Here is a 21,066-nt window from a genome sequence, read left to right on the forward strand (position 1 = left end):
TACTTTAAAATAATAAATATAAAATGTTTAATATTTTTCTACCGATCAATTTAAATATTACTAAATTGCATTGGTAACTCCTCCATCAATCACAATATTACTTCCATTAATATAACTAGATTCATTAGAGGCTATAAACAAACATAATTTTGCTACATCTTCCGATACTCCAATTTTCTTAGTTGGAATATATGAATTAACAAATTGTTTAAATTTTTTTGGATTTTTTTTTTTTTCATAATCCCATCCTGTGTCTTTAATTAATATTGGGCCTGGAGATATAGAATTAAAAGTTATATTTTTTTTTGTAAAAGCATGCTTGTGTGAAAAAGATTTAATTATTGCATGTTGAGCAGATTTTGCAGCATTAAACCAAATTCTATCACCTTTCTTGGCTTCTATTCCGCAAGTTGAACCAATTGCAATTACTCTTCCCCAATTATTTTTAATCATAGATGGCAAAAAATTTTTTGAAAAAAGAATAACTCCTCTGTTATTTTTTTCATAAACTTCCTCCCATACTTTATTGTTCGTTTTAAATAAATCATCATTTCCCCATCTACCACCACCACCAACATTATGAATTAAAATATCAATTTTTTTAAAATATCTTAAAACTTTAAGAGAAAATTTATCTGGAAAATCTCTATCTAAAATATCTCCATTTTCTATCAAGCTTTTAGTTTTAAATTTTGAAAGTTTTTTTTTTGTATTCAATATTTTTTTGTCATCTCTAGAAAAAGAGACAATATTAGCACCATGTTTAGCAAATATTTCAGCACAAGCTAATCCTATTCCATGCGTACCTCCAGAAATAAAAGCAGTTTTATTTTTTAGATTAAAATTCAAATTATTTTGGTCTCCAAGCAATAAAATTATATCCCTCGATCATTAAGCTACCAAACGGACTTTTCATTTTTTTTAAGATTTTAATTTTATTTTTTTTTTCTAATTTTTTTAAATATTCTAATAAATTATCTGTGTATCCTCTTTTTCTTTGAAAGAAATCAGCTGTAAAATCAACTAATTTACTTGTGTCATAAAATTGTGGTGCAGGTTCTACATGTAAAACAATTTTAGGTTTTTTGGCAATAACAAAATTTATAAAATCATAGATTTTGCCAGACAGTTGTTCTAAAGCTCCAGACGTATATATTGCAGAATTATTTTTAATCTCTAGTTTCTTATTTGGTTTGATCATATCAAATTGAAAACATCTCATGTTTAATTTTTTCTTTTTTGAAACCAATTTAAGTAAGTCTACTGAAGTACTTACAAAATCTGATGCATATAGTTTTTTATTAGGAAATATCTTAGATAATTCAACCATATTATGGCCAGTACCAGCGCCAAACTCATAAATATTTTCTACATTTTTGAGGTATTTTCTAAAATACCAGTTTCTATATATGTTTACCATTTCTACCTCAAAATTTGGGGATCGACTTTTGATTAATTCTCCACCGAGTCTAAAATATTTATTCTCTCTTGCTGTATAAAATTTTGGTGTTAATGAATTTGATTTTTTATATAAAGAAAGGGCTTCTCCCCAGCCATTATGCCATTTCTCAGTTCTACCTTTCCCAGCAATAATTTGACTATCAAGTCTTATTCTTTTTAATATATCAACAAGAACTTTGTCTCTCTCTTCGCCTTTAATATAGTTAAAGATAATTTTTTTTTTAACTAAATGAGAGCAAAAATTTTTAATTTCTGATTTATTTGTTTTAAATAGCTCTGATAAAATTTTTATATTTATTTTCATATTATTGAATGTATACTTAATTAATTTAAATTTTATAGCACAAAAATTATTATCATATGAAATCTGCACTTATAACTGGAATAACTGGAATGGTTGGCTCGCACCTAGCAGATTATTTACTTAAAAATACCAATTGGAAAATTTATGGATTATCAAGATGGAGAAGTCCATTGGATAACATTGATCATTTGTTAAACATTGCAAATAAAAAAAATTCTAATTTGAAGTTTATTTATGGAGATTTAAATGACTATAGCTCGCTGGTTGACTGTATAGAATTATCAAAACCAGATTATGTCTTTCATTTGGCAGCTCAAAGTTATCCGAAAACAAGTTTTACAGAAGGAAATCTTACATTAGAAACTAATATTATTGGAACATATAATTTGTTAAATGCAATTAATAAATCAAAATATAATCCATATATTCATGTTTGTTCTTCATCAGAAATTTTTGGTAAAGTTCCCAAAGATAAATTGCCAATAGATGAAAAGTGTAATTTCCATCCAGCTTCACCCTATGCAATATCAAAAGTGGGGACAGATTTAATTGGAAGATATTTTTATGAGGCATTTAATTTAAAAATTTTGGTTACTCGAATGTTTACTCATACAGGACCAAGAAGAGGAGATGTATTTGCAGAGTCAACATTTGCTAAACAGATAGCTTTGATTGAGAGAAAAAAAATTCCACCTATAATTAAAGTTGGAAATTTAAAGTCTCTGAGAACATTTGCTGATGTAAGAGATGCGGTCAGAGCATATTTCATGCTATTAACAAAAAGACCAATACCTGGCGAAGCCTATAATATTGGGGGCAATTTTACTTGCACAGTAGGTGAAATGCTTAATTATTTAGTTTCATTGTCAAAAGTTAAAAAAATAAAAATCATGACAGATAAGAATAGATTAAGACCAATTGATGCTGACCTTCAAGTTCCAAATACCTTAAAGTTTCAAAAACATACTGGCTGGAAACCTAAGATTAAATTTGAAAAAACAATGCTTGACTTATTGAATTATTGGAGAGACAAGGTCCAAAAAAATAATTATCTAGATAGATAAATGATTACTAAAAAAGAATTAATTGATTTCGAGTTAGAAATAAAAAAGATCTATGAAGCTGGTAAAATAAGAGCCCCTATTCATTTATCAGGAAATAATGAGGATCAGTTGATAAAAATATTTAAAAATATAAAAAAAAATGATTGGGTGTTTTCAACATGGAGAAATCATTATCATGCTCTTCTAAAAGGTATACCAAAAGATTGGTTAAAAAAAGAAATAATTGCTGGAAGGAGTATGGGAATAAATAATATAAAACATAGATTCTATTCCTCAGCTATTGTAGCTGGAATAATACCAATTGCTTTAGGTGTAGCAAAATCTCTTAAAATAAAAAAAAAATCTAACTCCAGCAAAGTTTGGGTGTTTATTGGTGATATGACTTTTGAGACTGGTATATTTCATGAATGTTATAAATACGCTAAAAATCATAAACTACCGATAAAATTTGTGATTGAAGATAATGGACTAAGTACAAATACGCCCACTAAAAAAGTTTGGATTAAAAAAAGTAAAATACCAAAAGATATTATCTATTATAAATACAAAAGGAAATTTCCTCACCATGGAACTGGTGGTTGGATTTTATTTTAAGCAAATTATGAAATACAAAAATGAATTAATTAAATCAATGAATTATCTTGCTAAGAAACCAAATACACTGTTTCTAGGTCAGTCTGTAGAATTTTCTGGAAATGCCATTTACAATACGCTAGTTGGAGTTCCTAAGAAAAAAAAATTAGAAATGCCAGTATTTGAAGACGCACAGATGGGCATGTCTTTGGGTTTAGCTATGAACGGTTACATTCCTATAACTTGTTACCCAAGGTTTGATTTTTTAATTTTGGCTTTTAATCAACTCGTAAATCATCTCGACAAAATAAGATTAATGTCTCGAGGTGAGATTAAGCCACAAGTAATTATTAGAACTTCTATTGGATCAAAAAACCCTCTAAACGGTGGCCCACAACATACTCAAGACTATACAGAAATTTTTAAAAAAACTTTAACTGAAGTAAAAGTAGTTTTTCTAAACACACCAAAACAAATATTCCCTGCTTTTAAAAAAGCATACAATGATAAAAACAAACACTCATACTTATTTATTGAACATGGTGATTTTTATAATCAAAAATGAACAATGATAAAATAAGTGTAATTATTCCCACTAATAATCCTAATAACTTAAATAGTATTATTAAGAACTTATCGTCTAAAAAAATAGACTACGAAATAATATTTATTGGACCTTTTAAGGTTAATAAAAGAAAGGTTAAAAAAAAGGTTAAATTCATTGAATCATATCTAAAACCCACTCATTGTTTGCAGTTAGGTTTGTTTTATTCCACAGGCAATTATTTAATTCAAATGGCAGATGATTGTTTATTAAAAGGTCATAATGATCCACTTTATTATTTATATAAAAAAACTAAATCAAATCCCAAAAAATTAATTTCTTGCAAATATAGCGTGAATGGAGTGCCTTCAAAAAATTATGAATATAATTATCTACCTTGGGATGATTCTACTAATTTGCCTATTGCACCTTTAATGAAAAAAAAAGATATAATAAGAGTTGGGGGTTACGATAAAACATTTATTGCAGTTTTGTCGGATATAGATTTATACTTAAGGTTAAGACAATCATGTAAATTAGATTTTTATTATTCGAAAATATTTGTTGATGAAAATAAAAAACATAATAAATCTAACAATCTCCTACCTACTTACTGGAACCATGATAGAAATAATTTAGATAAATTTTGGGTGAAAAATAAAAAAAAACCATACCTATCAAAAAAAAGAAATGAAATAATTCAAAAATTTGACAATTCTCCAAAACTTATAAATAAACCTCAAGGAAATCTAGGGAAATGGCTTTATAATAACAAATATTATTTTAAATTCATTGACAATAGGTTTTCAAAAATATTATTTTTTATAATTGGTATTACTAACAATACACGGCGTTATTATATAAATAGTATTTTAAAAAAATTTAAAATGATATAAGAATTTTAAATTATATGAATGTTGCAGAAATAATTGCTTTAGAGTTAAAAAAAAATTCAATTAAAGATATTTTTATGCTTACTGGTTATGGTGCGATGTATCTAAATGATGCAATTGAACAAACTGGTATAAAGTACTATGCGGCAAGAAATGAAGCTGCAGCGCCTATGATGGCTGAAGCATATGCAAAGGCAAAAAATCAAATGGGCGCGGTCTGTGTAACAGCAGGTCCAGGTGCAACTAATGCTTTACCTGGATTAGCGGAAGCATTTGTAGATAGTGCACCAATAATTGTAATAAGTGGCCAAGTAGAAAATAGATTTTGTGCTGATACTTATAAAAATTTAAATATTAGAACACTTGGCACAGCAGAGTTTAGTATAACAAGAATCTTAGATAAAATAACAAAATATGCAATCAAGATAGATAATCCTAATAAATGTTTGTACCTGATCCAAAAGGCTCTATACTTGGCAAGATCTGGTAGACCTGGTCCTGTTTGGATTGAAGTACCATTAGATATTCAGTCAGCTAAAATTAAGAGCCCGAATAAACTTAAGAAATACTATCCTCCTAAAAAAAATACAAAAAATAATACTAAAGATATTATTAAAATAATTGAAAAAATTAAAAATTCAAAAAAACCTCTATTTGCGATTGGAAATGGATTAAAACAATCAGATCAATTAAAAAATTTTAAAAAATTACTATCAAAAACAAAAATTCCTTTTATTACAACTAGGTTTGCTAATGACTTATTTCCCTATTCACATAAACAAAACCTTGGTTTATGTGGCATAAAAGGAGTTCCTCATTCAAAAAAAGTTACGGATGACTGTGATCTTTTAATTTCTTTTGGCAATAGGTTTTCACCAACTTTTTGCTTAGGAAATCCTAAAACTTTTGCAAAAAATGCATATTGTGTATCGATTAATAACGATAAAGATGAATTAAATTTAGATTTAAAAACAATAAATCAAAAAGTTACTGCGGATCTAGAAACTTTTATACCTAAATTTTTGGAAATAGCTTCAAAAATAAAATTTCCAAATTTTGATGATTGGGTGAAATTTTGCAATATCCAAAAAACCAAAGATGTAATTCCAAACCTTTATAGTAAAAAAAATCCAATAGACCTTTATAGGTTTATGTATTTATTAGGAAACAAATGTACAAAAAAACATACCCTAGTTACCGATGCAGGATCAAACTATTATATTGGTGGACAAGCTTGGCATTTCAATAATGGTGGCAAAGAAATATCTTCAGGGGCTAATGCAGCAATGGGGCTATCTTTGCCTTTGTCAATTGGAGCAGCTGTTAGTGATAAGAAAAGTCAAGTACTCTCAGTAACAGGAGATGGATCAATAGAACTTAATATTCAAGAACTTAAAACAATTTCACATTATAAGCTTAATATTAAAACATTTGTAATTAATAACGGCGGTTATGTTTCAATGAAAAAATGGCAAGATAATTTCTTTGCTGGTAATAGACTTGATACAGAAGATCTAACCGGTGTAGGCACTCTAAATTTTCACCAAATAGCTAAAGCATTTGATCTTAAATATGAAATAATAAGCAAAGAAAAAGAAATAAATTCCAAATTAAAAAAAATTCTTTCTAACAATCAGCCATACTTAATTGAAGTTGTTACAGACCCTAATCAAAAAATTTATGGTAAAGAATTCTAAAAAAATACTTAAATTAAAAAAAAAAATTAGAGAAATAAGATTTAACTTTTTAAAGCTAATAAGCAAAGGAGTAAAATATCACATAGGTGGTAGTCTATCAATTTTAGATATAATCGTTTGCTTGATCTATACTAAAAAAATTGACTTGACCAAAACATCAAAAACTAGAAATAAATTTATTTTGAGCAAAGGTCACGCATTAGGAATATTTTATACAATATTGATGGATCTAAATTTATTGAGTGAAAAAAAATATTTTAGTCAAATTAAAAAACATAAATTTGGAGGCCAATTAGACACTTATAATTGCAAATATGTTGATTGGAGTACTGGTTCATTAGGACATTCAATAGGTGTCTCAATAGGGATGGCTATAGCTAACCCTAATAAAAAGATTATTACTATCGTTGGAGATGCTGAAATTGATGAAGGATCTGTTTGGGAAGGATTATTTTTTATTTCTGAGAAAAAGATTAAGAATGTTCATATTATCATTGACAGAAATAGACTATCAGCAAGTAGTTTTATAGAAAAAAAAGAAGTATTAGATAAAAAAATATTAAATCAGCTTGATTTGAATATTTATAGAGGCAATGGTCATAATTTAAAAGATATTTTTAAATACTTAGAAATAATTGATAAAAGTAAGTCATCATTGGCTATTTTTGATACCATTAAGGGAAATGGAATTCCAGAATTTGAAAATAGCTTAAAATATAGTCATGGACAACCTGATAAAAAATTAATTACACAAGTGTTAAAAAATCTACAAAGCTAAAATATGAAAAAAGATATAAGAGACATTTTTTTTGAAAATATTAGGGATCAATTTTTAAAAGATAAAAAAATGCATATTTTGACTAATGATGCTGACGTCTACAGTCTTCAGTCAATAAAAACAAATAAAAGATTTATTGATGCAGGCGTTGCTGAACAAAACTTAGTAAATATGGCTGCAGGTTTAGGGGTTTATAACAAAAAAGCTTTAGTTTATGGTTTCTGCACCTTTTTGACTTTTAGGTGTTATGAACAATTAAAATTTAATATAGCAAGTCATAATTCTAATTGTAAGATAATTGGAGTAGGTCCTGGTTTTTCATTTTCTAATGACGGCCCTACCCATCATGGAATACAGGATATTCAATTATTCAATCTAATTCCTGAATTTGAAATAATAAATATTTCAGATAATAATTTAGCTAATATTGTATCTAAAAACTTATTCAAAATTAAAGGGCCTGTATATGTGAGATTAGAAAAAGGTGTTCAAAATTATAATTCAAATATAATTTACAATTTAGATCAAGGCTTCCAATTTACTAAAAAAAATAAAACTTCAAAAAAAGTGATCATTACCTCTGGCTATTTTTGTAAAATAGCTAATGAAGTATCAGATAAAAAAAAAATTGATGTGTTAAATTTGTTTAGGTTAAAAAATTTTAATCACAAAAAATTTATTAATATTTGTTCTAAATATGATGAAATAGTGATCTACGATGAGAATACAGAATATGGTGGTATTTTACCAATAATATTAAACATATTTAATAAGGGAAAAATAAAAGCAAAAATAAAAACATTATGTATTAAAGACAAACAATATTTCATTTACAGTGATAATAGAGAAAAAATCTTATTTAAATTAAAAATTGATAGAAAGTCGTTAGAAAAAATTGTTTAATTTTATTAAGAAGATCTGATTTCTTTAAACATTTTAGCGAGATATTTTACAATCATCAAATGTTTTGTTTTTAAATAGATGTTGTAAACAAAACTAAACTCTAGTCTTAAAATCTTATCTAGAAAGAAGTAAACATAGTTATATTTTAAATTATTGATTAAATCACCATTATTTTTCCACTTACCATAAGGAGGCTGAGTAAAATTTATTAAATTTTTTTCTTTAAATTTTTTAACTTTTTTAACTCTCTTTAAATTAAATTTTCCTTTTCTAAACCATAATCTCTGAAAGTATTTTTTATCAAAATTAGAGTTTCGATTGTACAGTGATGGTTCAATGATGTTCCTTTCTCTTTCTTCTATAATAATATCTAAGTACTTAATTTGATATCCTTTTGACAAAATTCTCAAATAAAGATCTAAATCATAAAATGTAGCTAAAAAACCTTTATCGATTCCACCAACTTCAAAAAATAATTTTTTTTCTATAATCGGTGCCACGGGTAATTGCATGTAGTTGTATTCTTTTTCTGGAACCCATGTTTTAACTCCGTATGATTTAAGTTTAAGAGATAATAATTTTTTACTATTAATTAATTTTTTATTTTTATTAATTTGTTGAAGAATATTTTTTTTAGAAAAACTTATATCGTCTGATAATAAACAGATTAAATCATATTTGCTATTCAAGGCTCCAATTTGAAAGCATTGGCTTGGTTTTACAAAAGTTTTTATAAATTTACAATTTGGCGGTAAACTATCTGCATAGCTCTTCTTAGGTCCAATAAAAATTATTTCGTACTGAAAATCATCATCGTGTATTTCTTTGCTGATAAACTTCCAATATTTTGGTCTAATGCTTGGACAAATAAATGAGATCATTTATTAAATTAAATTTAATTCTGATAATTTACTCTTCCAATTTGGATTGTCTTTGATGATATTTAATACTTTTTGTTTTGATTTACTATTATCTTTTTTTAATTTTGTTTCTAAATGATCTAAATAGTACCAAACTATAGGATCATTCGGAGCAACAATATTTGCAATGTATTCAAGGTATTTTTGAGCTTGTTCTATTTTTATAGGGTTTTCAATTTTCTTTAATCTTTCATAGTTTAAAGTATAGTTCATATAAGACCAAACATCTCTGATTTGATCTTTAGATGGAACATCATTCAAATTTGAACTAAATACATTCATAAAATTTCCTAGTAATGCTTCAGCATTCTTATCTTTTTCTGCAGCTTTTCTATTACCACCATAACTTCCGCCAATATATTTTACCTCTGATGTTTTTTGTTCAGACAATAGTCCATCACTAGACATTTGATCAAAAATAGGGGTATTAGGCAAAGGTTGTAAAGGAGAAACTTGGTACCAATCTAAATCCATTTCTAAGCTTACTTTAACAGTGTCATAAATATTGGAAAAAGTTTCATTTGGAAAACCAATCATTAAGAGAACTCTAGTATTTATATGAGGGTATTTTTTAAGTATTTCAGCTGCATTCAAAAAATTTTTTACTGTTCCTGGTTTTCGAATTTGTTTTAATATTTGTGGATTTCCTGACTCCATTCCTAGATATACTCCTATACATCCCCCCTTATAAGCTGATTCTATAACTTCTTCAGTTATAGCAGAGCATATTATTCCATTGGATGCATCCCAAGTAATATTTACGTCTTGTTTATCCATTTGAGTAAATAATTCTATAGCTCTTTTTCTATCGTATAACAAATCATCATCTAAGAACATAATGTGATCAACATCTTGTTCATGTCGCAAATATAACAATTCATCAATCACGGATTGAACAGATCTTGCTCTCACTTTCTTACCATTAAAATTTCTTACGCTACAGAAAGTACAGCTCGCTCTGCAACCTCTATTACTTAGCACTGTTGAAAATTTTGCATCGGATTTTTTTAAATAAGCAAAACTTCCAATTTTACCATATTTACCAAAATTATTAGCGGGCATCATGGAATGGTTGGGTGATATATCTAAATCCTCCCCGCTAGGCACAACTCTGTCGTCTATTTCAAAAAGCTTTCCATCTATATCTCGAAAAACAATTTGTCTAAGAAACTCGATATTACCCTTTGAATTATTAATTGTATTAATGAAATCTGCAAAAGCGATTTCTGATTCGAATAAGAAAAAATAATTTACATTCTTTAAATCATTTATAAATTGTTCTTTTGTTATCTCTGATTGAATTGAATTTGTTATATGTACACCCCCCACTGCCATAGGAATTTTAAACTCTTTATAAATATGATCGACAACATTTTTTAGAGACTTGTGTGTCATAGTAAACATACAAGTTAAACCAATCAGATCAGGACTAAATTTTTTAATCCTCTCATTTAAATGTTCAAAAACAATTTTGTTATAATCAAATTTTTCTACCTCATTAGCTTGAGTCAGCAAATGATCATTAAGATTTAATATTTCCACATCATAGCCTCTCTTCAGTAATTGATTAGAAATTATACCTAGTCCATAGGGTGGATAATTAGGATATCTTTTCAATTTAGCAGTTTCTAAATTGAACATTTCAATATCTCCATCTGGAGGATTAATAAGTAAAATTTTTTGAAATTTTTGCTCTCCTATTGTTTTAATGAAAGACTGTCTAAATAATTCTATATCTTCTTCTATTGGAAACTTGAATGAAATATTTTTTAACATAGGCTATCTATACTTTATTTTACAAAATTGACAAATTTTAAAAAAAAACATAAGTTTATATTGCCGAAATGCATGGTGGGAAATTTGTGTGAAACTCATAAGCTGTACCTGCAACCGTAAAGTCGGAGCGCCACCCGGTTAAGACCTTTGAGAGTGAGGGCCAGGAAGAGTCTAATTCTTAAAAAAAACAAGGGCATAAATTAATTTTTACTTAAAAGGAGTAAAATAAACAATATATGTCTAAAGTTTTTCTTTTTTCTTGTATCTTGTTGCTATTTTTTTTACCTCAGAAAGTCTTAACGGAAAATTCAGAGAGTTGTAAATGGTACAATAATGCGAGTCGGCCTTGCTTAGAAATTACTACAAATTTATCAAACTCTTCCGAGTTCTCTAAAAAGACAGTAAATAAAATTATAATTAACAAAAAAACCATAGATGAAAGCGGTGCTATCGATCTAGTAGATGTTATGAAGTTAGTTTCAGATGTAAATATAACAAGATCTGGACCTGTTGGACAACAAGCATCAATATTTATGAGAGGAACTGGTTCTAATCACACCTTGGTTATGATAAATGGTGTGCCAATAAATGATCAGTCTACCACGCAAGGGTTACATGATTTTGGAGTTGATTTTATTCAAACAATTCAACAAATAGAAATATATCCAGGCTCAAGTGCTGCACATTTTGGTAGTAATGCAATTGGTGGTGCAATTAATATTATTCTTACAGGTGATTTTAAGGATTATTATTCTTTTTTTACAGATAAGAATAATAATTATAATTTAACTGTAAATAAATCTTATATTTATCATAATTCATCTTTAAATTTTAAATTCGGCCAAGTGGATCATGAAACTATTAGTGCTAGAGGAAATATAGATGATGAAAAAGATGGTGTAAAAAATAATTCATTTAATCTAAATTACCAAAATTATTTAAATGATAATACAAGATTATTTTTCACAAATTATTTAAGAAAGACTGTCTCTGAATATGATAATTCAAATATTAATCAAACTGGTTATGAAGGCGATAATCGATTTGGATCATTCCAATTAGGACTAGAAAATCTCGATAAAAAAAAGAAGAGAGATTATCTAATCTATTACAATCATTATGATAGAGAGTATGATGAGAGAGGAGTAATTGATACCTATAAAAGTAGTACGCTTGGATTAAAATATGATTACTCAAAAACTTTTAATGAAAATTTTTCAACTGGTTATGGAGCGGATTATAAATATGATAATGGAAAGTTTGATAATAAAGGATCTTATGAGGCGTCAACAAAAGGACATGCTGACAATTTATCTTTATATGGCAACGTAGGTATAAACATTTTCAAAAGGTCGAATATTTCAGTTTTTACAAGAAATGACAAACACAAAACGACAGGAAATAATTTAACTTACAAAATTAATTACCAGTATAATTTGGATAAGTTTATAGTAGGAACAAGCTATATGAACGGTTTGAGAAATCCGACCTTATATGAACTATATGGTACAGACAATTTTGGTTATTCGGGTAATAGGAACCTTAAACCTGAAAAAAGTAATACTTATGAAATTTACCTTGATTATAAATTTATTGAAAATACTAAGTTATCTTTAAGGTCTTTTAGATCAAACGTTAAAAATAATATAGAATATGTATCAAATAAGTATGTTAACGATGATGATGATGTAGATCTCAATCAATCTGGTGTGAATGCAAAAATTACATATCAAAAAAATAAAACCAATTTAGAAATATTTACATCATCACTTAGTTCTAAAAAAGAAAATGGAGCACCACAGCTTAGAAGGCCAGAAAAAAATTTTGGAATAAATTTTTCAAAAAAAATTAGAAACCAATATTTTAATGATCTAAAATTTGGGCTAAACTATAATCATTATGGAAAACATTTTGATACTCATAGTAGTACTTTTAATACGATTGAGGTTGATAGCACAGATTTATTAGATTTATCTTTAAATAAAGAAAATAAAAATAATATTATTTATTTTAAAATAACAAATCTTTTAGATGAAAATTTTCAAAGACCTCACGGATTTAATCAAGAACAAAGGATGTTTAAAATTGGATTCAAATATTAAACTTGTATTGTTAAATTAAAGTGTTAATTAATAATATGAACTACATAAAAGTAGCCTTAGGAATTCTTATTGCACTTTCAGCAAGTAGATTTATCCCCCATCCTCCTAATTTTACTAGTCTTTTAGCTTTAAGTTTTTATATCCCGGCTTTTTTTGGAATTAAATTCATACCGATTGTTATCTTGGCTCTTTTTTTGACAGACATAATTATTGGTTTCCATTCAACAATGCTTTTTACATTTGCAAGTGTGTTCGCTATTGGTTTTTTATCAAAATATTTATATCAATCTGTTTTAATAAGATTATTAGGAGTATTTTGTGGTGCAACAATATTTTATTTATTAACTAACCTTGGTGTGTGGATAAATGGTTCATACGGATATACTCTAAGCGGGCTTGTTAGTTGTTATATTTTAGCGTTACCTTTTTTTGGAAATACGTTAATTTCAACTTTGTTATTTTCCGCAATAATAGAGACTGTAAACAAATTGTATGGAAGAACGTCAATAAGATTAATTAAATAATATATCTATAAATCAAAAATTTTTTTCAGTGCATAAATCAAGCCAATTGAGCTATTAGTACTGGTCAGCTGCACGCATTACTGCGCTTCCACATCCAGCCTATCAACGTGGTGGTCTACCACGGCTCTATTGGAAGAACTAGTTTTGAGGTGAGTTTCCCGCTTAGATGCTTTCAGCAGTTATCTCGTCCATACTTAGCTACCCGGCACTGCAGCTGGCGCTACAACCGGTCCACCAGTGGTATGTTCAACCCGGTCCTCTCGTACTAGGGTCAACTCCTCTCAATTCTTCTACACGCATAGCAGATAGGGACCGAACTGTCTCACGACGTTCTGAACCCAGCTCACGTACCACTTTAATTGGCGAACAGCCAAACCCTTGGGACCTGCTCCAGCCCCAGGATGTGATGAGCCGACATCGAGGTGCCAAACACTGCCGTCGATATGAGCTCTTGGGCAGTATCAGCCTGTTATCCCCGGCGTACCTTTTATCCGTTGAGCGATGGCCCTTCCACTCAGAACCACCGGATCACTATGACCGTCTTTCGACTCTGCTCGACTTGTCAGTCTCACAGTCAGGCAAGCTTATGCCATTGCACTCTACGAACGATTTCTGACCGTTCTGAGCTTACCTTCGCACGCCTCCGTTACTATTTGGGAGGCGACCGCCCCAGTCAAACTACCCACCATACAATGTCTTGATGCCGGATGACGGCAATCAGTTAGATACCAAGAAAAACAAAAGAGGTATTTCACTGGTGACTCCACAAAAGCTGACGCCTTTGCTTCAATGTCTCCCTCCTATACTAAATATGTTTTTCCTAATACCAATGTAAAGTTGCAGTAAAGGTGCACGGGGTCTTTCCGTCTAACTACGCGAACTCCGCATCTTCACGGAGAATTCAATTTCACTGAGTTGATGTTGGAGACAGCGGAGAAATCGTTACGCCATTCATGCAGGTCGGAACTTACCCGACAAGGAATTTCGCTACCTTAGGACCGTTATAGTTACGGCCGCCGTTTACTGGGGCTTCAGAAATGAGCTTGCACCCATCGCATTAACCTTCCAGCACCGGGCAGGCGTCAGACCCTATACATCCACTTACGTGTTAGCAGAGCCCTGTGTTTTTGATAAACAGTCGCTTCTCCCTGGCTTGTGCCACCCATCTCTAGTTGCCTAAAAACAGGTCTTCCTTATTCCGAAGTTACGGAAGCATTTTGCCGAGTTCCTTCAACATCATTCTCTCAAGCGCCTAAATATACTCTATTAATCCACCTGTGTCGGTTTAGGGTACGGTCTAATGATGGAGCTATTTCTTGGAACCTTTTCGCGGCAAGCTCAATCCATTAAGAACTCACAACTTACAAGATCCGTCACTACCATCTGGTTAAGGAATATTAACCTTATTTCCATCGACTACGGCTTTCGCCCTCGCCTTAGGTGCCGACTAACTCTGCGCGGATTAACCTTGCGCAGAAACCCTTGGATTTTCGGCGAAGAAGTTTTTCACTTCTTTTATCGTTACTTATGTCAGCATTCGCACTTCTGATACCTCCAGGATCTCTCACGAGTATCCCTTCACAGGCTTACAGAACGTTCCGCTACCGCTTATAAAGTTCGAAAACTTTATAAACCCACAGATTCGGTATATGATTTTAGCCCCGTTACATCTTCGGCGCAGAAACTCTATTAGACCGGTGAGCTGTTACGCTATCTTTAAAGGATGGCTGCTTCTAAGCCAACCTCCCGGCTGTTAAGGAATTTCCACATCCTTTCACACTTAATCATAATTTGGGGACCTTATCTGGTGGTCTGGGCTCTTTCCCTCTCGACCATGGACCTTAGCACCCACAGTCTGTCTGATGAAGAACAATACTTAGCATTCGGAGTTTTATTAGGTTTGGTAAGAATCTCTTCCCCCTAGCCCATTTAGTGCTCTACCTCTAAGCATCTATTTATTCATCGCACTACCTAAATAGTTTTCGCGGAAAACCAGCTATCTACGAATTTGGTTGGCCTTTCACCCCTTACCACAAGTCATCCAAAGACTTTTCAACGTCAACTGGTTCGGTCCTCCGGTAAGTGTTACCTTACTTTCAACCTGCTCATGGTAAGCTCATTCGTTTTCGGGTCTAATTCATTAAACTTATCGCCCTATTAAGACTTGCTTTCGCTGCGCCTACACCTAGATGGCTTAAGCTTGCTTAATAAATTAAGTCACTGACCCATTATACAAAAGGTACGCCGTCACTCTAAAAAGAGCTTCGACTGATTGTAGGCATGCGGTTTCAGGTTCTATTTCACTCCCCTAATAGGGGTTCTTTTCACCTTTCCCTCACGGTACTAGTTCACTATCGGTCACTGAAGAGTATTTAGGCTTAGAGGGTGGTCCCCCTATATTCGAGCAGGATTTCACGTGTCCCGCTTTACTCAAGAATTTAATTAAACATTACTCATACGGGACTATCACCCTCTCTGGTTAGCTTTTCCAAACTATTCAAATTTTTTTAATTAAATTACTGGCCTGTTCCGCGTTCGCTCGCCACTACTAACGGAATCTCAATTGATTTCTATTCCTCTGGTTACTTAGATGTTTCAGTTCTCCAGGTTGTCTCTTTAAACCTATGTATTCAGTTTAAAGTACCACATAAAGTGGTGGGTTTCCCCATTCGGAAATTTTCGGATCAAAACTTACATACAGCTCCCCGAAACTTATCGCAGTATATCACGTCCTTCATCGGCTTTCAGTGCCAAGGCATCCGCCACACGCCCTTAAACGCTTGATTTATGCACAGAAAAAAATTCTGTGTTGAATCAAATTTTTATTTGAACATTAACTTGATAACAAATTGTTAATGTTCGGATATAGATATTGATATTATTAAATTTTATTTACAATTTTACATAGCTAAGTGTTTTGGTGGAGGATAGCGGGATCGAACCGCTGACCTCCTGAATGCAAATCAGGCGCTCTCCCAGCTGAGCTAATCCCCCCTTAATCTTTTGGTGGGCCGAGAAAGACTCGAACTTTCGACCCCACCCTTATCAAGGGTGTGCTCTAACCAACTGAGCTACCGGCCCCCATTCAAGAGAAACACTCACTTTTAAGAAGAGAAACGAGGACGGTCAACATTAACCTGTGTATTATTTAGAATGAAAACGAGTTTTCATTCATCCTTAGAAAGGAGGTAATCCAGCCGCAGGTTCCCCTACGGCTACCTTGTTACGACTTCACCCCAGTCGCTGACTATACCGTGGTCAAGGGTTTTAAACCTTGCCTTAAGGTAGAACCAACTCCCATGGTGTGACGGGCGGTGTGTACAAGACCCGGGAACGCATTCACCGTGGCACGCTGATCCACGATTACTAGTAATTCCAGCTTCATGCACTCGAGTTGCAGAGTGCAATCCGAACTGAGGCATCTTTTAAGGATTTGCTTAACGTCGCCGTCTTGCTTCCTGTTGTAGATGCCATTGTAGCACGTGTGTAGCCCAACACGTAAGGGCCATGAGGACTTGACGTCATCCCCACCTTCCTCCAGCTTATCACTGGCAGTTCTTTCAGAGTGCCCAACTTAATGATGGCAACTAAAAGTGAGGGTTGCGCTCGTTGCGGGACTTAACCCAACATCTCACGACACGAGCTGACGACAGCCATGCAGCACCTGTGTTTCGTCCGGCCGAACCGAAAACTTTAATCTCTTAAAGTCGCGACGAACATGTCAAGTGTTGGTAAGGTTCTGCGCGTATCTTCGAATTAAACCACATGCTCCACTACTTGTGCGGGTCCCCGTCAATTCATTTGAGTTTTAACCTTGCGGTCGTACTCCCCAGGCGGTGTGTTTATCGCTTTCGCTGCGACACTGAAAATAAATTTCCAACGTCTAACACACATCGTTTACGGCATGGACTACGAGGGTATCTAATCCTCTTCGCTACCCATGCTTTCGTTCCTCAGTGTCAGTAATGATCCAGAAAGCTGCCTTCGCAATTGGTATTCTTTCTAATATCTACGAATTTCACCTCTACACTAGAAATTCTGCTTTCCTCTATCATACTCTAGCTGAAAAGTTTTGATGGCAGTTCCAGAGTTAAGCTCTGGGATTTCACCACCAACTTTTTCAACCACCTACGAACTCTTTAAGCCCAGTAATTCCGAACTACGCTAGGTCCCTTCGTATTACCGCGGCTGCTGGCACGAAGTTAGCCGGACCTTCTTATTCGGGTACAGTCATTTTCTTCCCCGACGAAAGAGCTTTACAACCCAAGGGCCTTCTTCACTCACGCGGCATCGCTGCATCAGAGTTTCCTCCATTGTGCAAGATTCCCCACTGCTGCCTCCCGTAGGAGTTTGGGCCGTGTCTCAGTCCCAATGTGGCTGATCATCCTCTCAAATCAGCTATTGATCATAGTCTTGGTAGGCCATTACCCTACCAACAAACTAATCAAGTGCAGGCTCATCCAATGGTGCATAAAGCTTTCTCCGTAAAGACTTATCCGGTATTAGCACAAGTTTCCTCGTGTTATTCCAGGCCAAAGGGCAGATACCTACATGTTACTCACCCGTCTGCCACTAAGTATTGCTACTTCGTTCGACTTGCATGTGTTAGGCGTGCCGCCAGCGTACGTTCTGAGCCATGATCAAACTCTCAAGTTTAAAAACGGCGCACACTAGCTTCTATACAAATTCTAAGAATAAAATTTGTATAATGTTGAAGTGTGTACGACAAATTTTGGTAACCTTAACCGTCCACACTTCTCTTCTTAAAATATTAACTTTTTAAATAACTAATGAGCACAAAAAGCTCACAAATTCTCATAAATTTATTGAAAAACAATAAGTTTTGGAGAAAGTTCGATGCTTATAGGCTAATTTTTTGGGAAATCAAGCGTTTTAAAAGTAAAAAAAACATTAAAAAAGCATTGAATTTATTGGTTTTTTTGATTTGTTACTCTGAATGTTTTCAGTAAATTTTTATTCAATCAAAAATAAAACAATTCAATTTTTTCAAAAAAATTGGCAAATATTTTCACTAAATTCATTAGTTTTTTTGGTCATAATAATTACGATTAGCATTAATAATCAAAACTCAAAAATTAAATTAGAAAAAAAAAATTTAATTAATAATATTTTTTTTCAAAAAACTATAAGCGATACTTTTTCAAATTTAGATCCAAAGTATCAAGATATAAATCATTTAGTAAAATCTGGAGAGACATTTGCTGGTATTTTAAGAAACTATAATATCAGTGAAAAAGAAATAGAACTAATAGCCTCAAATTTAAAAAAAGAAACTAACTTAAATAACATTAAACAAAATCAGTCTTTAAAGATATTAATAGATAGACCTAACAAAAAGATTAAAGAATTTACATATAAAATTTCCAATACTAAAAGAATAACTTTATCTAGAGATTTTGTTGAAAATAATTTTATTCCTAAAATTTTAATTTCAAAACTTGATAAAGAAATTGTATATGAAGAAAACTTAATACAAAGTAGTTTTTACAAAGCTGCTGTTGATAAAAAAATTCCTATAAATTTAATTGTAGAATTTGCACGAATTTATGGTTTTCAAGTTGATTTTCAGAGGGACATAAGAAAAAAAGATAGATATCAAATTTTGTATGAAATCTATGTAGATCAAGAAGGTAAGGTTAGAGACATAGGTAATATTTTGTTTGCAAATCTTGAGCTTAGCGGAATAGATAATGTTCTTTACTACTTTGATTATGAAAATCATGAAGGTCATTATGATGAAGCTGGAAAAAGTAATAGAAAATTCCTAATGAAAACTCCGATTAATGGAGCTCGCCTATCTTCTTCTTTTGGAATGAGAAAACATCCAATTGATGGATTTAATAAAATGCACAGAGGTACTGATTTTGCTGCGCCAGAAGGAACTCCAATAATGGCATCTGGTGATGGAAGAGTTACAAAAGTAGGTTGGTGTGGTGGTGGAGGAAATTGTGTAAAAATTAAACACAATTCAACATATCAAACTATTTATGCACATATGTTAAAATTTGCATCAGGTATTAAAACTGGAACAAGGGTTAAGCAAGGTCAAATAATTGGGTTTGTTGGTTCAACTGGAAAATCTACAGGTCCTCATCTACATTATGAGGTAATTGAAAATGGAAAACATATTAATTCACAAAAACTTAAATTACCTTCTGGAAAAATATTGAAGGATAAAATGAGAAAAATTTTTGAAACTGAAAAAATAAAACTCAATGTTCTTAAATCTGAAAAAATTATAGGGTAATTAAACAATCTTTTTTTGTGTTTCAGAACTGACTAATACCTCAGAATCTTTTTCTACATCTTCGTTATCAACTGCTGTCGATATATCTGTTATTTTATCTAATTGTTTCTTTTTTTTAAATGATTCCTGCTCGTTTAAAATTCTTGTAAAATGATCTGCATGTTGAAAATAATTTTCAGAAAGTATTTTATCACCAGCCGACAAAGCTTCTCGAGCTAGATTGTTATATTTTTCAATGAGCTTAGGAGCATTATGATTATTTCTCCCTGGTGATTTTCTTTGAAAATTTTCATTGTTTGAAAAATTAGAAGAAAATTTTACTCTATCAACATTATTATTCGATTTAAAATTTCTGTCATTTCTTCTAAAATTTGATCTTTTATTATTATTGTTTCTAAATGTTACCATAGTATTTAATTTTTTTTGGTTGATACAATTGTTCTGTTGAGACCAGAAAAATCCTTTATAACTTTGTTAATAAAAAAGCCATTAGCCTTTAGTATTTTTTCTACTCCTAACTTCTGATTATATGCAAATTCTATAATCAGTTTTCCTTGTTTTTTTATCAATACTGCAGATTTTTTTATTACTTTATTGATAATTTTTAGACCGTCTATACCACCTTTTAAAGCTGAAGAAGGTTCATAATTTTTTACACAACCATCCAAATTATTATATTCAATGTTATTAATATACGGAGGGTTTGTAACTACTATATCATATTTTCCGTTGTTAAAATTGTCAATATCAGATTTTATTAATTTTACTCTTTTATCTAGCAATAATTTTTTTGCATTAAGCATACTATTTTCAATGGCTTTTTTATTTATATCAATACCTGTCCCTTTAAAATCTTTCCTTTCAGACAAAATACTCAATAGGATACATCCCGATCCAATACCTATATCTAGCATTCTTAAATTAGATTTATTTTTTGTTAACCTTAAACATTCCTCAACAATAAATTCTGTTTCTGGCCTTGGTATTAATACATTCTTATTTACTACAAACTCATGTTTCCAAAATTCTTTTTTGTTTGTTAAATATACAATAGGTTCTTGTTTAGATCTTTTTGTTAAAAGAGTTTTATAATCATCAATGTTTTCACTTGTTAACTCTGTCGTTTGATTTAGTATGATATCTTTTCTTTCAATCTTTAACACTTTTGATAATAAAATCTCACTATCAATTATATAAGATTTTATACTATTTGACCTTAAAAAATCATTACCCATTGATAAAGCTTGAATTACATTCAT

At 31.1% G+C, this 21,066-nt stretch carries 16 protein-coding genes, 2 tRNA genes, 2 rRNA genes and 1 riboswitch; of the genes, 10 read left to right on the plus strand and 10 right to left on the minus strand.

Annotated features, from left to right (window positions below):
• Positions 1 to 60: 60 nt before the first annotated feature.
• Positions 61 to 849: an SDR family NAD(P)-dependent oxidoreductase gene (locus ACTT9P_RS00100; protein WP_440908665.1), complete on the minus strand. Its 789-nt coding sequence runs from the start codon at positions 847 to 849 to the stop codon at positions 61 to 63.
• A gap of 1 nt (position 850) precedes the next feature.
• Entirely contained in the window at positions 851 to 1,765 is a 915-nt protein-coding gene (locus tag ACTT9P_RS00105; RefSeq protein ID WP_440908666.1) for a hypothetical protein, read from the minus strand.
• Positions 1,766 to 1,821: 56 nt separating this feature from the next.
• Here ACTT9P_RS00105 and ACTT9P_RS00110 point away from each other — a divergent pair, with 56 nt between their 5' ends.
• From ACTT9P_RS00110 to ACTT9P_RS00140, 7 genes are read left to right on the plus strand one after another with little or no spacing between them, the layout of a single operon-like run.
• A complete protein-coding gene (locus tag ACTT9P_RS00110) occupies positions 1,822 to 2,829 on the plus strand; it encodes a GDP-mannose 4,6-dehydratase (RefSeq protein WP_440908667.1) in 1,008 nt (335 codons plus the stop codon).
• On the plus strand, positions 2,830 to 3,423 hold the full coding sequence (locus ACTT9P_RS00115; protein ID WP_440908668.1) for a thiamine pyrophosphate-dependent enzyme: 594 nt from the start codon (positions 2,830 to 2,832) through the stop codon (positions 3,421 to 3,423).
• Between the two features lie 7 nt (positions 3,424 to 3,430).
• Positions 3,431 to 3,967: a hypothetical protein gene (locus ACTT9P_RS00120; RefSeq protein ID WP_440908669.1), complete on the plus strand. Its 537-nt coding sequence runs from the start codon at positions 3,431 to 3,433 to the stop codon at positions 3,965 to 3,967.
• Positions 3,964 to 4,842 carry a hypothetical protein gene (locus tag ACTT9P_RS00125; protein WP_440908670.1) on the plus strand — a complete coding sequence of 293 codons (879 nt, stop codon included), beginning with the start codon at positions 3,964 to 3,966 and terminating at the stop codon, positions 4,840 to 4,842. Before ACTT9P_RS00120 ends, ACTT9P_RS00125 begins: the two co-directional genes overlap by 4 nt.
• Positions 4,843 to 4,856: 14 nt before the next feature.
• Positions 4,857 to 6,536 (plus strand): thiamine pyrophosphate-binding protein, encoded by a 1,680-nt coding sequence (locus tag ACTT9P_RS00130; RefSeq protein WP_440908671.1) that lies wholly within the window; start codon positions 4,857 to 4,859, stop codon positions 6,534 to 6,536.
• Complete coding sequence (locus tag ACTT9P_RS00135; protein WP_440908672.1) at positions 6,520 to 7,314, plus strand: 1-deoxy-D-xylulose-5-phosphate synthase N-terminal domain-containing protein; 795 nt, start codon at positions 6,520 to 6,522, stop codon at positions 7,312 to 7,314. The genes ACTT9P_RS00130 and ACTT9P_RS00135 overlap by 17 nt, the downstream gene beginning before the upstream one ends.
• Before the next feature lie 3 nt (positions 7,315 to 7,317).
• Positions 7,318 to 8,217, plus strand: a complete 900-nt coding sequence (locus ACTT9P_RS00140; protein ID WP_440908673.1) for a hypothetical protein — start codon at positions 7,318 to 7,320, stop codon at positions 8,215 to 8,217.
• Positions 8,218 to 8,222: 5 nt separating this feature from the next.
• Here ACTT9P_RS00140 and ACTT9P_RS00145 read toward each other — a convergent pair whose 3' ends face one another.
• Together ACTT9P_RS00145 and ACTT9P_RS00150 are read right to left on the minus strand one after the other, a co-directional pair.
• Positions 8,223 to 9,098, minus strand: coding sequence for a glycosyltransferase family 2 protein (locus ACTT9P_RS00145; protein WP_440908674.1), 876 nt, complete (start codon positions 9,096 to 9,098; stop codon positions 8,223 to 8,225).
• A gap of 3 nt (positions 9,099 to 9,101) precedes the next feature.
• Positions 9,102 to 10,913 (minus strand): B12-binding domain-containing radical SAM protein, encoded by a 1,812-nt coding sequence (locus ACTT9P_RS00150; protein WP_440908675.1) that lies wholly within the window; start codon positions 10,911 to 10,913, stop codon positions 9,102 to 9,104.
• 60 nt (positions 10,914 to 10,973) lie between these two features.
• Positions 10,974 to 11,054: riboswitch (adenosylcobalamin-variant (AdoCbl-variant) riboswitch) on the plus strand.
• A gap of 95 nt (positions 11,055 to 11,149) precedes the next feature.
• Between ACTT9P_RS00150 and ACTT9P_RS00155 the strand changes: the two genes are divergently transcribed.
• Together ACTT9P_RS00155 and ACTT9P_RS00160 are read left to right on the plus strand one after the other, a co-directional pair.
• Positions 11,150 to 13,015 carry a TonB-dependent receptor plug domain-containing protein gene (locus ACTT9P_RS00155; protein WP_440908676.1) on the plus strand — a complete coding sequence of 622 codons (1,866 nt, stop codon included), beginning with the start codon at positions 11,150 to 11,152 and terminating at the stop codon, positions 13,013 to 13,015.
• Positions 13,016 to 13,050: 35 nt separating this feature from the next.
• Entirely contained in the window at positions 13,051 to 13,539 is a 489-nt protein-coding gene (locus ACTT9P_RS00160) for a DUF6580 family putative transport protein (protein WP_440908677.1), read from the plus strand.
• A gap of 33 nt (positions 13,540 to 13,572) precedes the next feature.
• Here the strand turns inward: ACTT9P_RS00160 and ACTT9P_RS00165 are convergent.
• The 4 genes from ACTT9P_RS00165 to ACTT9P_RS00180 form a co-directional block, all read right to left on the minus strand.
• Positions 13,573 to 16,325 (minus strand): 23S ribosomal RNA (locus ACTT9P_RS00165).
• 132 nt (positions 16,326 to 16,457) lie between these two features.
• Positions 16,458 to 16,533 (minus strand) — tRNA-Ala (locus ACTT9P_RS00170).
• 10 nt (positions 16,534 to 16,543) lie between these two features.
• A tRNA-Ile gene (locus tag ACTT9P_RS00175) sits at positions 16,544 to 16,620 on the minus strand.
• Between the two features lie 100 nt (positions 16,621 to 16,720).
• Positions 16,721 to 18,195, minus strand: a 16S ribosomal RNA gene (locus ACTT9P_RS00180).
• Together the 16S and 23S rRNA genes with 2 tRNA genes alongside form the textbook arrangement of a ribosomal RNA operon.
• Before the next feature lie 301 nt (positions 18,196 to 18,496).
• On the opposite strand from ACTT9P_RS00180, the gene ACTT9P_RS00185 reads away from it, so the two are divergent.
• A complete protein-coding gene (locus ACTT9P_RS00185; RefSeq protein ID WP_440908678.1) occupies positions 18,497 to 19,807 on the plus strand; it encodes a LysM peptidoglycan-binding domain-containing M23 family metallopeptidase in 1,311 nt (436 codons plus the stop codon).
• Here the strand turns inward: ACTT9P_RS00185 and ACTT9P_RS00190 are convergent, their stop codons facing one another.
• A complete protein-coding gene (locus ACTT9P_RS00190) occupies positions 19,808 to 20,215 on the minus strand; it encodes a DUF4167 domain-containing protein (protein WP_440908679.1) in 408 nt (135 codons plus the stop codon).
• Between the two features lie 5 nt (positions 20,216 to 20,220).
• On the minus strand, positions 20,221 to 21,066 hold the full coding sequence (gene prmC, locus ACTT9P_RS00195) for a peptide chain release factor N(5)-glutamine methyltransferase (protein ID WP_440908680.1): 846 nt from the start codon (positions 21,064 to 21,066) through the stop codon (positions 20,221 to 20,223).

This window comes from Candidatus Pelagibacter sp. (assembly GCF_052048095.1).
Taxonomy (GTDB): domain Bacteria; phylum Pseudomonadota; class Alphaproteobacteria; order Pelagibacterales; family Pelagibacteraceae; genus Pelagibacter.

Coding starts and splice junctions, on each gene's coding strand:
- ACTT9P_RS00105 (WP_440908666.1), bottom strand. CDS start 1,765: ATGAAAATAAATATAAAAATTTTATCAGAGCTATTTAAAACAAATAAA.
- ACTT9P_RS00110 (WP_440908667.1), top strand. CDS start 1,822: ATGAAATCTGCACTTATAACTGGAATAACTGGAATGGTTGGCTCGCAC.
- ACTT9P_RS00115 (WP_440908668.1), top strand. CDS start 2,830: ATGATTACTAAAAAAGAATTAATTGATTTCGAGTTAGAAATAAAAAAG.
- ACTT9P_RS00120 (WP_440908669.1), top strand. CDS start 3,431: ATGAAATACAAAAATGAATTAATTAAATCAATGAATTATCTTGCTAAG.
- ACTT9P_RS00125 (WP_440908670.1), top strand. CDS start 3,964: ATGAACAATGATAAAATAAGTGTAATTATTCCCACTAATAATCCTAAT.
- ACTT9P_RS00130 (WP_440908671.1), top strand. CDS start 4,857: ATGAATGTTGCAGAAATAATTGCTTTAGAGTTAAAAAAAAATTCAATT.
- ACTT9P_RS00135 (WP_440908672.1), top strand. CDS start 6,520: ATGGTAAAGAATTCTAAAAAAATACTTAAATTAAAAAAAAAAATTAGA.
- ACTT9P_RS00140 (WP_440908673.1), top strand. CDS start 7,318: ATGAAAAAAGATATAAGAGACATTTTTTTTGAAAATATTAGGGATCAA.
- ACTT9P_RS00145 (WP_440908674.1), bottom strand. CDS start 9,098: ATGATCTCATTTATTTGTCCAAGCATTAGACCAAAATATTGGAAGTTT.
- ACTT9P_RS00150 (WP_440908675.1), bottom strand. CDS start 10,913: ATGTTAAAAAATATTTCATTCAAGTTTCCAATAGAAGAAGATATAGAA.
- ACTT9P_RS00155 (WP_440908676.1), top strand. CDS start 11,150: ATGTCTAAAGTTTTTCTTTTTTCTTGTATCTTGTTGCTATTTTTTTTA.
- ACTT9P_RS00160 (WP_440908677.1), top strand. CDS start 13,051: ATGAACTACATAAAAGTAGCCTTAGGAATTCTTATTGCACTTTCAGCA.
- ACTT9P_RS00185 (WP_440908678.1), top strand. CDS start 18,497: ATGTTTTCAGTAAATTTTTATTCAATCAAAAATAAAACAATTCAATTT.
- ACTT9P_RS00190 (WP_440908679.1), bottom strand. CDS start 20,215: ATGGTAACATTTAGAAACAATAATAATAAAAGATCAAATTTTAGAAGA.
- prmC (WP_440908680.1), bottom strand. CDS start 21,066: ATGAATGTAATTCAAGCTTTATCAATGGGTAATGATTTTTTAAGGTCA.